This window comes from Pseudomonas sp. NPDC086251 (genome assembly GCF_044746405.1).
GTDB lineage: Bacteria > Pseudomonadota > Gammaproteobacteria > Pseudomonadales > Pseudomonadaceae > Aquipseudomonas.
This window is the reverse complement of record NZ_JBIVBY010000005.1, coordinates 182205-195603: the sequence shown is the minus strand read 5'-3', so window position 1 is coordinate 195603 and position 13399 is coordinate 182205. Positions and strand designations below refer to the sequence as shown.

The window sequence follows — 13399 nt, the reverse complement described above, 5'->3', positions numbered from 1 at the left end:
TCGTAAGCCCGCCCAGCATTGATCCTGCGCCGTTGGCCAGGGCATTGCCCGCCGCCCTTGCGACGCTTAAAGCCAGCCAGTGGAGCGACCTAGGGTGTAGGGCTAATCCAGCCTTTTCCGCCTGCCCGCTTGTAAGCCAATAGCGCATGCGAGGCCGCCGCCCCACACGTGGAAACGGGGTCAATGAGCGGGCAAAAAATAGGCGGTGCGCTTTGACCCAAAAACCGAAGCGGCCTGAAGAAAACACCTGTCCGCATCGAACGGACCACTCAGTCTCTTCAAGCCGGAATCACGGCCTTAGGGTTTTTTGTCCTTCGCCGACTTGATGGTGTTGACGAAAGAAGCCTGTGGGTTTTCCGTGCACGCTTGGACCACTCGCGGGGTTGTCGTGAGCGTGCCATCGACGTCCATGACGGCATCCACAGGTATCCCTGACTTGGTAAAACCCTCAACAAAAAAGACCGCACTGGGCCGGTACTCTTCATCCATTTCCAGGAAGTCTGAACACGTCCACTTGTCTACAGGTGTCTTGGGTGCTTTGGCCGCCAAAACACTTGAACTGATCAGAATGGCTAGAGCAGCAATAATCGCTCGCTTGGCTTGCATTGTATAACCTCGAGAGTGGGGAGTGAGCATTATAAAAGTGCGACGCCGGTGTCAGGCGCTCACGGGATTTACTATAGGTTAATATTAACTTTTGCGCGCCGTTTGCCGCGGCGAATTTATATAAGCTCCGACCCGCACGCTCGGCGTTTTAAACAGGCGGCAACCCTCTACCACTTTGCGGTTTTCCCTACAGACAGCGCCGGTAGATTTAAGGAACATGGGCAAGTTAAGTAAGCCCTGTTTAATGGTCTTGAATAGTAAGAGCATTACGTTTATTCAATGCAAGCGTGGCATCAGCAGCAACTTTCGCCCAGGCACCACTCGACGCACTGGCGGCGTCACACACCATCAGGCGCAGAAGCCTTCACGCCTTTGGGCGAGCGGACTAACGCCCACAACAGCTGGGCATTTTAGTGAGATGGGTATGAGTTTATTGATCCAAGCACTCACCGAGCTACGCCGACACTCTCGCATCCCGCTGCCAACAAGTGAAATGGCGTTAATCAAACAATTGATGATTGAAGAGTTTCGTCATCTTGAAGCGTCCTGCGCGATGAACGAGATCGGAGGGCAGGAGCGCGAACAATTTGAGCGAACGAAAATACAGTTGCGGACTTTTTTCGACACTGATGATGTTCGGACCTGGGGTTGGTTGATCGAACTATTTCAGGCTGCGACGGAGTCGCCGGTGGCGAAACACCCGGAGGGTCAGTGAAGCCGCCGCACAGGCCACGCCTGCTTCTAACACGATAACCCGGGCTGATTGCATCGCGCGCGCGGCTCTCCGGTGGGAGGCAACTCGATGATTGAATCAGCATCTGCGTCGCATAAGAGAGTCGCACTATGCTCTGAGCTGAATGAGCTGACGCACGGTCCGCTTACAGCAACGTGTGCGCGCCGCTGAGTGATAAAGCGTGGCCGATGACCAGACCATTTTGGCCAAGCCATAAGCATTGACTTGCGTTCGGGCGAGCGCAGGGCGTCATGGACCTACGAACATGGACATCGACATAGTGGAACAGCGGCAGCTGAGTTATTTGGGCCGGTGTGTGTTTTTCGACCCATTTATCCTCTCCTGACGTATCAGTCTTTTTCTCGCTGTCGCTCGAAGAGCGAACATTCATTGATGTACATCGTCCCTTCTATCGCATGGCGATGGCCTTGCAACTGGGCTTTTTACGGATGACGAGCTGCTTTCCCAAGCGCGACGCGACCACCCCGCGTCGCTTTGGCGCCAGCTTTGGCCTGCAGCGTAAGTGGAGGAGACCGGGGAATTATTTTGTCGGCGTTGACAAGCACGATAAGGCGCGCCAAATCGTCGCATAAATGCCGCGGGTCAAGCCGGCCGGAAACAACCGTCGGCATCATCCATGGTGCCCGGGCTTCATTGGCAACCAATCGCTGGCCCTGCCGGATCAATAGCGGGTCGACGTCACGCCCTCCGTGGCGGGAAAAAGCCGGAAGGCTGATGGCGGCAGACTCGTTATCACGGCGCTGCCGCTCCCCCCCTGTGCGCCGCCTATCAGCGACTCACCGAGCGTCCTTCCTGGCCGCCCATGGGCGGCATGCCGGATTCGACTCACGCCCCCCCCCCGAACTGCTGTCGAGGTCTGCCGGTGGACTGCGGCTGTTTGCCTTTTCACTGCGGCGTGGCAAGCGGCCCTCTGGCCGACCCGCGTCATACCTCCCGACAGGCTGTGCTGGTTGGCATCGAGAGCGCTAATGAGCGGCTTGCGCTTGATACATCGGTCGATAGACCGTTAGGGCAGAAGGAAAGAAGCGCAACCGCCGGCGCTTCCGCACCGCCGCTGAACGCCCTCGGTATGAAGGACCCGATTTGATCGCTTGAAGGATTCCCCTACAGACCCCATGCTAAAACGCATGAACAATCAATACAGAATTGGAGATATATAGGCACGTATTAGCTTGGGCGAATTGAAAAAACAAATACCGTTCTTATGCGCAAAGACTGCTTGTTCGGCTTATTTTTCATGAGCATAGAAAAGGGAGTACCTATATGTTTCTGGTCGACAGTGGTGATGCAATTGGTGAGGAACAGTGTTTGGGAGAGCGTATCGCCGCACGTCACTTAGACAGGCTAAACGTACACAACTTTGACGATTGCCGAAATATCGGAAGCGGTCCCATTTTTATCATTGCCTCGGGTCCCTCGGCTAAAAATTTCCCCGTCGACCATTTTTCGCACATTCCCATGATTACCATGAATGGCGCCATTTCCGCCTTTACGAGTACGGCAGTTCGTCCGTACTTTTATGTGTGTTCGGACAAGAATTTTTCCACTCAACAGCCGGCGCTGTTCAACATGGCCATGCGCCTGAGTCAACGGGCCGCGTTATGGCAGGAGCATGTCGAGCTTGAGAAGCTGCAAACGAGAGGGGAACTATATTTTCTCTCCAAACCAGGAAAATCATCGCTTCGAAACTATGTGTTCCGTGATAAGGACCTGGTCCGATATCACTCGCTGTTAAGCGCGCGAAAAAATTCTCTGGGGTTTAGCAAGAATCTGCATGCCGGCTTTTTCGACGCGAGAACCGTCGCGTACGTGGCCCTTCAACTTTGCTACCACCTCGGCTTTAACGAGGTGTACTTGGTGGGCGTTGACCTTGACCAGCAATCGGGGCGTTTTTACGAGGATAGTAATTCATTAATTTCGCCCTGCGACATCCAGCGACACCTCCACTCCAGGATTTTGCCCTCCCTGCGTTTTATGGCAAAAAAAATCGTTGGCAAAGACTTCAAGGTCTACAACTTGTCCAAAAGTTCACGAATTCCGAATGATATTATCCCTTACAAAGATATCGCTACAATCTAGAGCACTATCGCTCATGGCTTTCAGCCAACTAGAACGACAACGCTCGGCAGGTTTTCACGCGCATAAAAAGGACGCGTCATCCATGAAACAACAGATCCCCCAGCTCACCATCGCCTTGATCATTTGCGCAACTGTGCTGTACCTGTTTGGTGCCTTCGATAAGAAGGAGATGAATTTCGCAACCGCTTACCATGAGGGCGGCTTCAAAAAACTGGGTGAAATCTCCGAACAGAGCGCGTTCTCAGACATTCAAATTTTGGTGGGCAGTCAGGAAATCTATTCGGGGAGCGCCGAAGAGATCATCGACATCTTGCAAGCATCGCTTAACGACGAGGGCCATCAAATCACCTGGCGCAAAGAATTAAGGGTCAGAGGAAAGTTTGGGGTCAGATGGACCGGCAGCGAAAATACCTTTGAATTGACGACGGACAAGATCGACCTTACCGCCACCCCAACGGCCCCCGTCGACGTTCCCGACACCATAAAATTGTTAACCGAGATGAGCGCTCAGTTAAAACGCAATCTGCCAACGTACGCGGACCAGACCCTGAGATTCAGCGCCACCTCCAAAGACGTGCTGCATTTCTAAAAAGCTCGACCGGTCGCTTTTACCCGCAGGGGATGACGCCGAGTGTTATGAGCCGTGCCGAGAAGGGGATGGCCGCCACGCATGTTTCCTGCAAGGCCCTGCCTGATCATGTGGGCAGCTAATAATCCGCCAAATTGTGGTGAGCCCTCTCAGAGTGCGAGCAATGGACCAGGAACTGGATAACAACTTGAAAGAGGCGTTAAGGCCGCTGTTGTGGACGGGCATTTTCCTGACGGTCTCAGCCATGCTCGGATTCGTTTGGATCTGGATATGAGTCCCTTGCCTTCGGCGCGCGCACGAGGTTAGCCGCCCCTTACCAGGCCCGAAGTGTGGGTCTCAGCCGGCAAGGGGGGGTAAAAACCGCCTTGCGTACGGCGCGGCCGTGTTTTTGGCACAGTACAGCTTCGGCACGACCTCGATCGGCATTGTGAGTCGCTGCAACATCAGGAGGTCAATACGGTGGAGCCGTTTGGCCGTCATCTACCAGGGGGGTGCCCGATGCTTGAACATGCCTATTGCTGGGGCGGGATTGTCGTCACTGCCATTGGCTTCTGTGCCTATTCAAATGGACATACTTCCCTAGGTTCGACGCTGTGGATCGTCTCAGCCGATCTGTACATGGCCATGGAACTGTTCCAGGCCTGGACGAGATCATGAGGGCGACACCGGTACACGCTAAGGGCCCCGACGTGCCAGGCCACGCTAATCGATAAGCGTGTCAGCCACTGCGGTACAAAGGCCCACAGCAGGTGGCCATCCCTGGCTAGTCGGGTGCCTGGAAATGCAGCTCAAACACCTGCCAGGAAAAGCAGGTCTCCGTCATCTGTCGAACAGGAGTCGCCTCTTCATCCGTCAGCAATATTTGATCCAGCTCATCGCGAAGGAGGAGGAAGATGTCACTGCCTTTGTGTAAACGAACAGCCGCCAGCGTCCAATGGTGCTTATTTACCAAGTACAGATTGAGCAATTCCCGGTAGGGTAGGGGCTTGTCTTGCTCCCAGATCGAGTGCTGGCCACGAAGGCGTTCGGCAAAGCAAAAAAGTTTGTATTCACCCAGGGCCAGTTGCGCGGCCTTGGGGTAAACACCGTCGCGCCGCAAACTGGGATCCTTATCCAGACGGTATTGATGCTTGTTAATAAGATTGGCCCACACTGAACGGTAGTTCATTGGCAATATCCCGGGCTGACGTGGTGGATACTCATCAAATCACGGGGGACACGCAATCCGGTATCGGGAAACCCTTCTTTTGCACCCCCGGCCGGCTGGCGGTGCCGCGCGACACCGCAACGTCTGGCTATCGCACGGGACTCCGAAGCAACTTGCGGCGCCGCTGCTCACGCGGTCTGCCGACTCCTCGCCTGTGGTTCAATAGCCGCGTTACTGGTCGAAAGGCAAATTTCTGTACGCAAGCGTTCACAGGACATCGGCCCTGTCTCTTCGAGCCGGCCGTGGGCCTCTTGGCCCGCACTATTTTGAGTGCGACGGTCACATGGCCCAAGGCCCAGGTCTTGCGCGTTTCGAACAACCAGCCAACACATCCGCCGGCGCATCACCACTCAGCCCACGCGGTCCGATCCGGCCTCAGTGCAACGGGCCCGGCAGAGCCTCGCCGAGTGGCGAATGCGCCTGAACGGTCAGTGATAGCGCCTGACTCCCGACGACCTGATCAACCGATACCCGTTTTCCTTCCCAACTGCCATCACCCCGTCTGACGGTTAGGCAATGTGCGGCTGCGGATCACGCTCGGCAAAATGCACGGCAAAGGCCACGCGCTGTTCGTGATTTTTCACCTGCAAACGCACAGGATAAGCTTCCAATCGATCCAGCTTGAGGTGAGCAATCTCCTCGCGAAGCAACAGCAGATAATCCTTTTCGTGCCGAAACGTACGCGCATAATTGAGCGTCCAGTGGTGCTTGTTGATCAGATAGAGTTGCAGGGCCTCAAGCGGCTTCAACGGCTCCCACGGCGCCAGCAGATCGTTGCCAAGGCGCTGGGCAAAGCATTTCAGCTTGTAAGGGCCCAGCGCCAGTAGCGCGGCACTGAATTCGAAATTGATGTCGAGGCTGTGCGAAGCTCGATGAAGAATGTCCATGTGTTTTTTAAAGAGTGCCGACCACTCCTGTTGATAATCCATCTGTACGGCCTCCTTGAGCCATTATTGTAGGAAAGCTGAGGGATGCTCCCGCGGCGCGCACACCGACAACCTGACCCGTGGTTGAACGCCACGGCCGCATCCATTTCTCTCCCGCGAGCGCGCTCCAGGGCAGGAGCGTCGAGGCTGCCGCGTGACGCTTGCGAGCACGCCCAAACAGTCCGTCACCCACCCCGACACGTTTATCGCTCGCTGACCTGCTCAACGCCTGCCTTGGACCCGCGCCAGCCCAGCAGCTGTTGCTTGAAACCATAACTGGCGATTTGGTAATAGGTAATCGCGCGGCCGATCAACGGATCGCTGGCAGTGGCCGGTGACTCGCGACTCTCGGTCAACGCGTCATCGTGACGCCGCAGCGCCCGGCGGGGACTGAGGATCGCCAGGTCCAGGCCGTCGAACAAGCCCAAATGCTGATAGTTGCCCACCACCACTCGCAGCGGCAGCTGATTATCCTGCAGCAGGTTACGACCGAAAAATGTCGACACATAATCCAGATTCAGCAGTCCCAGCAGCGTCGGTGCGAGGTCGATCTGGCTGGCCAGTTGTGCCGTTTCCCGGGCCTCGATCAACGCCGGTGCGTAGATGAACAAGGGAATCTGATAGTTGCTGATCGGCAAATCTTCTTTGCCGGCGCTACCGGCCGTATGGTCGGCGACGAAAACGAAGATGGTATGGTCGAACCAAGGTTTTTTACGTGCCTGCGCCAGAAATTGCCCAACGGCGTAATCGGTATATTTCACCGCGCCGTCGCGGCCGCTGCCGGATTTGATGTCGATCCGGTTGTCGGGATAGGTGTAAGGGCGATGGTTGGACGTGGTCATTACTTGCAGCAGAAACGGTTGCTGCTTAGCGTAGTCGGCGTCGGCCAGGTTCAGCGTTTGTTGGTAGAGGTCCTCATCCGCCATGCCCCAGGCATTTTTGAAGTGAATCTGCGATTCGTCGACGCTGCTCTGATCGACTACGCGATAACCGTTGCCGCTGAAGAAGGCATTCATATTATCAAAGTAACCGCGTCCGCCGTAAACGAACACGCTGTCGTACCCCACGGCGGTAAGTTGCTGCCCCAGGCTGGCAAAACCGCTCTCGCGTCCCACCCGCTTAACGATCGAACGCCCCGGTGTTGGCGGGATCGCCAAGGTGATGGCTTCCAGACCGCGATCCGTGCGAGTGCCGGTGGCGTAGAAATTGTTGAAGTACAGGCTTTGGTTGCGCAGGGCATCAAGATTCGGCGTCAGGTTACGTTCGTCACCGTTGCTGCCCATGTATTTGGCGCTCAAACTTTCGATGGTGACCAGAATGATGTTGGGCTTACGCTCGACGCCGGGATTATCGATTGCCCGGCGGATATCCTGCGGGTCCTCGCCGATAAACCGAGCATTGGGCTCACTCAATTCGGCGCGAATCTGTTGCGCAACGACCGCTGCCGGCAGCGTGCTGTAGAACTGCGGATAATCCAGTTCGTTATTGCGGAACGCCGCGAAAAATTGATACGGGCCATTGCTCGCCAGTTCGTTTTGATAGGCATTGCCGCCCCGGGCACGGGGGGCGTCCTGGCTGAGCAGTTGCGTGCTGGCACCGGCAACGACCAGCAGCCCCAGCGCAGTCAAAAGACGCCCGCGCAACGATGGCAACGGTGCTTGTACGGCCGCGATGAAAGGCTGGCGCAAAGCGATACCCAAGGCCACGGTCACCATCGCGACCATGCTCAGCAGCGTGCCGATTGGGTACGACTCAAGCAGGTTATTCAACACCTCGTCGGAATACACCAGGTAGTCGACGGCGATGAAATTGAAGCGCACCCCGAACTCATCCCAGAATAGCCACTCGGCGACTGAGGTGAACAACATCGCGAACAGACTGACGCCCAGCAGCGCCTGCAGAAACCAACGGTGACCCCTACGACGCCACAGGGCTGGCGGGCACAGCACCAGGTAAAGCCCCATCGGCAGCGCCGCGTAGGCGATAAAGCCCAGGTCATAAAGGAAACCAATACCGAAGACCGGGAGGAATGCGCTATCGAACGCATGCCCATGGGTAAGGATCAGCAGCCCGCGAGTGGCGAAAAAAATGATCAGCCAAGCGCCGCTTATCAGCAACAAAAAGCGCATTGGCGCCGTCTTGATATGGTCCACGGTCTTTTCCTTATGTGATGTGAAACGACTGGCCCCGGCTTATGGTCGTCATCCGCCAGCGCGGCGGGACGAAGGCGTGAAAGCGACCCACGAGCGATGCTCAGAACAGCGCGTATTAGACGTGAGGCGTTCGGCACGCGACTGTAGGGAAATACCCCAAAAAGCGCGAATGCGTCGACCACTGCGCCCTTGGACTGCATTGGGGTTGCGAAGATCACGCCTGCACGGCCAGTCCGATGGACGCCGTCTAAACAGCGACTCAGCAACCGGTTTCGTTTTCAAGGGCTGAGGTAACCGAGGACGCGCGGGGGCCGGCGCATCTTTCGGCTTGAATGAATGGCGAGTATTTTAATAGGGGGCTCGGTAGCACAGAGCGTCAGCAATAGCGCGTGGAACAGCCATGCCAGTCACTGGTGCATCGCCAACCGAGTCAGAAGCGCTTCGTGGCGCCTGCCAATGACGCCTGCGCTGCCAGCCTTGCCGGAAAGACGGAGAATGCGATGGACAACCGGGCCCGCATCGTCATTATGCTCAAGCTGCTCAATAAGTCTCAGTTGATCTTGGACGCCACCGCTGAGGAGCTGAGCACCTGGGAGAGCGGGTTACGCCGTCGACGTCGCGAATAAAATTCAGGTCGCCTCGACGAGCATGGCCACTGATCTTGCGGTCAGTCGACGCCACCTTATCGAGGCCGTAACCAGCCTCAGCCCGCTTGAAGCCGACGAAGACATTACTGTCCCTCACTGACGTTAGGTGGGTGTGAGGTCCCAGCGGGACCCCTTTCCCCATGGCGGTCACGCAATGGCTAAAGTGCTCGCCCGCACTGCTGGAGGCCAGGAAGACGGCGTGTGAGGGCTCAGCGCCTGGGCCTTACGGTGGTATGGCCAAAACCGCTGGTCCTGGCGATTGGTCCAGACGATCCGGCGCTTCCCCTCGGCGAATCAAGCGCCACTCTTTTAGATTACTGATGGGTGCCCGGTAGTAGTTCAAAGGTCGGGGTAAACGAGGTAATCGCCGCCATCAACAGTTCGAAGGGTTTACGATCGCCTTCGAAGGTGGCTTTGCCGGCTGCAATAAGTTGATCAAAACCGGTTTTCCTGGCCATCACGCCTTCCAGATCAGAGCGATCAAGGGTGATCGTGAGGTTGGCATCTTTCGCCTGTTGCCCCTTGATCGTGGTCAGTGTCGAGTTGCTCAACTCCACCACAAACTGTTCGCCGTTGTCGGGCGTCTTGAGATTCAAGACGAAATGTTGATCCGCAACTTTGCTGCCGTCCAGGGCGATGCCAAGGTACTCCAACCACAACTCGGTACTCATGGCGCGGATCATGTCGGGGCCGGTGGTTTTTGGCGGTATACCCTTTGGCATGCCGTGGCGTAACTCATACGCCGCCGCAAGGAAACTGTTGCGCACGCCGGCACTTTCCTTCTGATAGCCGACCTGCTCATAAACGTCCGCCAGCAGATCTTTGGCCTCGCTGTTTTTGGGTTCGGCATACACCAGCTTATTCAGAATTTCGTAAGCTTCGCGGTATTTGCCTTGATCGAACAAGGATTTGCCCTTGGCCATGATCTTGTCTGCGCCACCCATCATTTCCACGTACAGCGGTGCCGAATCTTTCGGAGACAGCGGCATCAGCGTCGCCGGGTTGGCATCCCAGTAACCCAGGTAGCGGTTGATCACGGCACGGCTGTTGTGCTCTTCCGAACCGTGGTAGCTATGGGTCGCCCAATTGTTTTTCAGGCTTTCGGGCAATTTGTAGACGTTTTGAATCTCATTGATGGTGACGCCCTGATTAGCGGCGTGCAGTACGGCATTGTTCAGGTTGGCGTAGGCATCGCGTTGCGCACGCATGACGTCCTGAATCCGCTCATTGCCCCAACGTGGCCAACTGTGGGCGGCGAACATGACATCGGCCTGCTGCCCATAGCGATACAAGGCGTTATTGATGTTCTTCGACCAGACCAGTGGATCACGTACCAAAGCACCGCGCAGGGTGTAAATGTTATGGACAGTACCGACGATCGCTATCCGCCACAGGGGCTACGCAACGGGGTGGGCATGTCGGCCTGATAAACCGTCAACGGGTGCACGCAACCTGAGCTTTATAACCACTGGACGTCCAGTTGTCACTCCAGGTTCCTGTGGTCATGTTAATGACACGATTTTGGTTGGAGAAGTTTGGGGGGGCATTGGTGAAATAATTTTGGGTGCCCCCTCCACATCTCCCATTTCCGAGCGGCCAGTTATGCAGCGAACACATGTCTTCGTTGTATTGTGATCCATTGGCGGTATCGGCCGTAGTGGCGTCGATAAATAAATGCTCCAATTCAGCCTGGGACGGCAGGCGCCCGCCGAGGCTCTGGCAGTAGCTGCCGGCCTCCTCCCAAGTTCGCATCGCCGTGTCCGGCTGCAGGTAATTGTCCGTATCGCCCACCACCGATACAACGCTTGACGGTACCACCAGCCCGGCTCGTGGCGCGCCACTCTGCGCCACCGGGGTGATACTCACGCTCACGTTGTTGCCCATGTCGGCGCTCACCAAACGGTAGTTATTGGATGTCGCCCCGGCAATTGGCGCGCCGGCGCGCAGCCACTGGATTGTACTAGCTCCTTCCTGATCCCCGTCGGCATCGCTGTAGCTGTAGCTGCTGGTCAGCACCTGGCCAACAATCGGACTGCCGCTGAGGCTTACCGCGCTGGCGACCGGTGCCGCGCCAGGCAGGTCCCAAGGCGCTGTGGCCGCCGGGCCGGTATTGTCGAAAACATCAATGGCGACCGCGCTGACCGTGCCGCTGAGTTGCGTTGCCGACGCTTCCACCGTCCAGTGCCCCGTGCCATCGGCCACCACCGCGCTGCTGCTCGCATCCGGCCAAGTTACCCGCACCGTGTTGCTAGCTTCAGTCTGCCCGGCCGCTTCCGGCTTGTTGTCCTGGTTGCTGTCGGTCACCGTCAGGGTGGGTGCCGCCGGCGCGTTAGTGTCGGGGGTTTGCTGAATTTGCAGGGCGTAATGGGCGCTACCCACGACCACCCCATTGAGGGTTTGCGTGGCGGTCGAGGTCAAGCTCTGGGTGCTGGCGCCGGGCGGGACGGTGATCACCCCGCTGTCGGCATCGATGCTCACCGCGGCGCTGGCGCTGCGGGCCGAACTGGCCAGGCTGTAGCTGATCACGGCACCGGCTCGCACGCCTTGCAGCGCCGGGCTGTTCTCGGTCAGCGCCGCAGGCGCGCCGAGCGGCGGGGCTTGCAGGACCAACTCGTTGCTGGCGAAGACAAATGGCGTGTCCATGGGTTTTTCTTTTTGCTTGTAGTCGAGCACCACGTTGTAGTCGCGCTGGACAAAGTCCTGACGCGCCTGCGCCAGTGGCCGCAACGCCGAGCTGTCGCTGGCGTTGAGCTGATGGGCCAGTTCCCGATCGAAGCTCCAGTTGAGGCTCAACCCCACTTCCCAGGAGATGTCGCCATGCTGGATCTTCTGATGCTCGGCGGTGAAACCGAGCAGCGGAATCGGCTGCCAACGCAAGCCCAGCCCATAACCCCGGGGGGCTTTTTCCAGCTGCCCGCCGCCGAACACGTCGACGCCCTCGCCGTACCACTGGAAGTAGCGGGCGGTGGCGGCCAGTTGTGGCACACCGGGAATCAACGCCTCGCCGCGTGCGTCCCAACCTTTGGCCGCCCGCTCGTATAGGTCAAAGCGTTCCGGATCGCTGTTGAGGTGTTTCTCGTGCGAGCGTTTCCAGTCGCTCAGCGGCACATAGGCGTTGGCGGCCAGCCGCGCGCCATTGGTCCAGGCCTCGACACCGAGACCGGCGCGGTTGTGGTCACGGCTGAAGTCCTGGTCGAGAAAGACGTTACTGCCCAGCATGAGGTCGGGGGTAAGCTGCTGGCGGTAGCCCAGGCCGAGGTTGCCAATATAGCGTTCGTCGAAGCGCCGTCCACCCAGCTGGGAGAACAGAATGCTCTGCGAATCTTCCAGCCACGGGTGGAGGTAATCGAACTCGAGCTCAACGTTCTCCGTCTCGCTGTTGATGCGCACCCCGACCTTGGCCCGGCCGTGGCGACCGAGCAGGTCTTCGGCGCCTTGGGACAACGAGCCACTGGCTTGCCCGGCGGCTTGCTTGGCGAGCACACCGCCGACGCCGGCACCCTGGTCTTGGGCCGCGCCGTAACTTTGTGCCGCCTGTGAGACATTCTGCGCCAGACGCTGTTCGAAGGCCTGTGCTTCGCTGTCGGCCAAGGAGTCAGTTCCCGCAGTGGGCGCCAACGGTGCTGGCAACACCACTTGCCCGCCGGGCTTGAGGTGCGCCAGCGTGCCCAGCACCTGAGTATTGAGCCGGGTCAGCTCGCGTTCGGAGCGATTGCTGCGCAGGGCCAACTGCGCCAGGCTCTCGCGCGGTTGCAGGGTGTGCAGCACATACCCGGGGTACAAGGCGGCTTCGCCGGTCGCCGCTTTGGGCACCAACCAAACCTGCTCCGACCACCCGGCGCTAACCATCTGCTGGCGCAAGCGCGACAGGCTCGACGCGTCCACGTCAAAGCGTCGCGCCACGGCGGCCAGGTCCTCTCCCTGCGGGATGTACAGCAGATACACTGCGTCCGGCGCGACGGCCGTGTTGCTGGTCGGTGGGCGCTCAAGCTGCGCCGCCATCGCCAGAGGCACCGCCAGCAGCTCATACCCATAGAACGCTAGCAGAACGCTGGCGGTCAGCGAGCGCAAACGTTGACGCCGCGCCCAATCGGCGGGCCTTTCGCCGTGTGACACTCGAGTGGCACTGGGCCTGCCCGACAGAGGAAAGGGATTGAGGTCGCTGACGCGCATGCATATTCCTTGGTATGAATCTAAGGTCGCTAAACGGGAGGTGAACGGCACCATGGGCGCGCAGCTGGCGAGCGAGCGCCGCGCCAAACCGCGACGGATGGCTCAGGTGCGGTGTCAGCAAGGCGAAGTCGACGCCCAGCTCAGGCGGCGCGCACGATTAAAGCAGGGGGCGCACTGTAAGGAGTCGAGGGCGAAAAGAGATAATCAAAAAGTATTTTTAAATATCAAGTGCTTGATTTTTAAATGATTTACGTTGTGAAAAGGC

The 13399-nt window shown here is 57.8% G+C and carries 11 protein-coding genes; 5 read left to right on the top strand and 6 right to left on the bottom strand.

Translation table 11 applies throughout. From position 1 onward, the window contains the following. Window positions 1-297: 297 nt before the first annotated feature. Window positions 298-606 carry an acid-activated periplasmic chaperone HdeA gene (gene hdeA, locus ACIPL2_RS09005; RefSeq protein WP_401355132.1) on the bottom strand — a complete coding sequence of 103 codons (309 nt, stop codon included), beginning with the start codon at window positions 604-606 and terminating at the stop codon, window positions 298-300. Window positions 607-1030: 424 nt separating this feature from the next. Here hdeA and ACIPL2_RS09000 point away from each other — a divergent pair, with 424 nt between their 5' ends. The 3 genes from ACIPL2_RS09000 (at window position 1031) to ACIPL2_RS08990 (ending at window position 4028) form a co-directional block, all read left to right on the top strand. Continuing rightward, window positions 1031-1321, top strand: coding sequence for a hypothetical protein (locus ACIPL2_RS09000; RefSeq protein WP_401355129.1), 291 nt, complete (start codon window positions 1031-1033; stop codon window positions 1319-1321). A gap of 1302 nt (window positions 1322-2623) precedes the next feature. Further along, the gene (locus tag ACIPL2_RS08995) at window positions 2624-3439 is read left to right on the top strand and encodes a lipopolysaccharide biosynthesis protein (protein WP_401355126.1); all 816 of its coding nucleotides are present in this window, start codon (window positions 2624-2626) and stop codon (window positions 3437-3439) included. Window positions 3440-3521: 82 nt separating this feature from the next. After that, window positions 3522-4028, top strand: a complete 507-nt coding sequence (locus ACIPL2_RS08990; protein ID WP_401355123.1) for a hypothetical protein — start codon at window positions 3522-3524, stop codon at window positions 4026-4028. 763 nt (window positions 4029-4791) lie between these two features. Here the strand turns inward: ACIPL2_RS08990 and ACIPL2_RS08985 are convergent. The 3 genes from ACIPL2_RS08985 to ACIPL2_RS08975 form a co-directional block, all read right to left on the bottom strand. Next, the gene (locus ACIPL2_RS08985) at window positions 4792-5196 is read right to left on the bottom strand and encodes a hypothetical protein (RefSeq protein WP_401355121.1); all 405 of its coding nucleotides are present in this window, start codon (window positions 5194-5196) and stop codon (window positions 4792-4794) included. Between the two features lie 548 nt (window positions 5197-5744). Beyond that, a complete protein-coding gene (locus tag ACIPL2_RS08980) occupies window positions 5745-6164 on the bottom strand; it encodes a hypothetical protein (protein WP_401355118.1) in 420 nt (139 codons plus the stop codon). 200 nt (window positions 6165-6364) lie between these two features. Next, window positions 6365-8314, bottom strand: coding sequence for an LTA synthase family protein (locus ACIPL2_RS08975; protein ID WP_401355115.1), 1950 nt, complete (start codon window positions 8312-8314; stop codon window positions 6365-6367). A gap of 443 nt (window positions 8315-8757) precedes the next feature. On the opposite strand from ACIPL2_RS08975, the gene ACIPL2_RS08970 reads away from it, so the two are divergent. Then, window positions 8758-8940: a hypothetical protein gene (locus tag ACIPL2_RS08970; RefSeq protein ID WP_401355112.1), complete on the top strand. Its 183-nt coding sequence runs from the start codon at window positions 8758-8760 to the stop codon at window positions 8938-8940. Between the two features lie 335 nt (window positions 8941-9275). Here the strand turns inward: ACIPL2_RS08970 and ACIPL2_RS08965 are convergent, their stop codons facing one another. Both ACIPL2_RS08965 and ACIPL2_RS08960 read right to left on the bottom strand, forming a co-directional pair. After that, complete coding sequence (locus ACIPL2_RS08965) at window positions 9276-10298, bottom strand: alkyl sulfatase dimerization domain-containing protein (protein WP_401355110.1); 1023 nt, start codon at window positions 10296-10298, stop codon at window positions 9276-9278. A 97-nt stretch (window positions 10299-10395) separates the two neighbouring features. Then, window positions 10396-13134: an inverse autotransporter beta domain-containing protein gene (locus tag ACIPL2_RS08960; RefSeq protein WP_401355108.1), complete on the bottom strand. Its 2739-nt coding sequence runs from the start codon at window positions 13132-13134 to the stop codon at window positions 10396-10398. Here ACIPL2_RS08960 and ACIPL2_RS08955 point away from each other — a divergent pair. Continuing rightward, window positions 13133-13381 (top strand): hypothetical protein, encoded by a 249-nt coding sequence (locus tag ACIPL2_RS08955; RefSeq protein ID WP_401355105.1) that lies wholly within the window; start codon window positions 13133-13135, stop codon window positions 13379-13381. The two genes, ACIPL2_RS08960 and ACIPL2_RS08955, sit on opposite strands and share 2 nt — an antisense overlap. Window positions 13382-13399: the final 18 nt, after the last annotated feature.

Excerpts from the sequence above, each read along its gene's own strand:
- hdeA (WP_401355132.1), bottom strand. The coding sequence starts at position 606 with ATGCAAGCCAAGCGAGCGATTATTGCTGCTCTAGCCATTCTGATCAGT.
- ACIPL2_RS09000 (WP_401355129.1), top strand. The coding sequence starts at position 1,031 with ATGAGTTTATTGATCCAAGCACTCACCGAGCTACGCCGACACTCTCGC.
- ACIPL2_RS08995 (WP_401355126.1), top strand. The coding sequence starts at position 2,624 with ATGTTTCTGGTCGACAGTGGTGATGCAATTGGTGAGGAACAGTGTTTG.
- ACIPL2_RS08990 (WP_401355123.1), top strand. The coding sequence starts at position 3,522 with ATGAAACAACAGATCCCCCAGCTCACCATCGCCTTGATCATTTGCGCA.
- ACIPL2_RS08985 (WP_401355121.1), bottom strand. The coding sequence starts at position 5,196 with ATGAACTACCGTTCAGTGTGGGCCAATCTTATTAACAAGCATCAATAC.
- ACIPL2_RS08980 (WP_401355118.1), bottom strand. The coding sequence starts at position 6,164 with ATGGATTATCAACAGGAGTGGTCGGCACTCTTTAAAAAACACATGGAC.
- ACIPL2_RS08955 (WP_401355105.1), top strand. The coding sequence starts at position 13,133 with ATGCATATTCCTTGGTATGAATCTAAGGTCGCTAAACGGGAGGTGAAC.
- ACIPL2_RS08960 (WP_401355108.1), bottom strand. The coding sequence starts at position 13,134 with ATGCGCGTCAGCGACCTCAATCCCTTTCCTCTGTCGGGCAGGCCCAGT.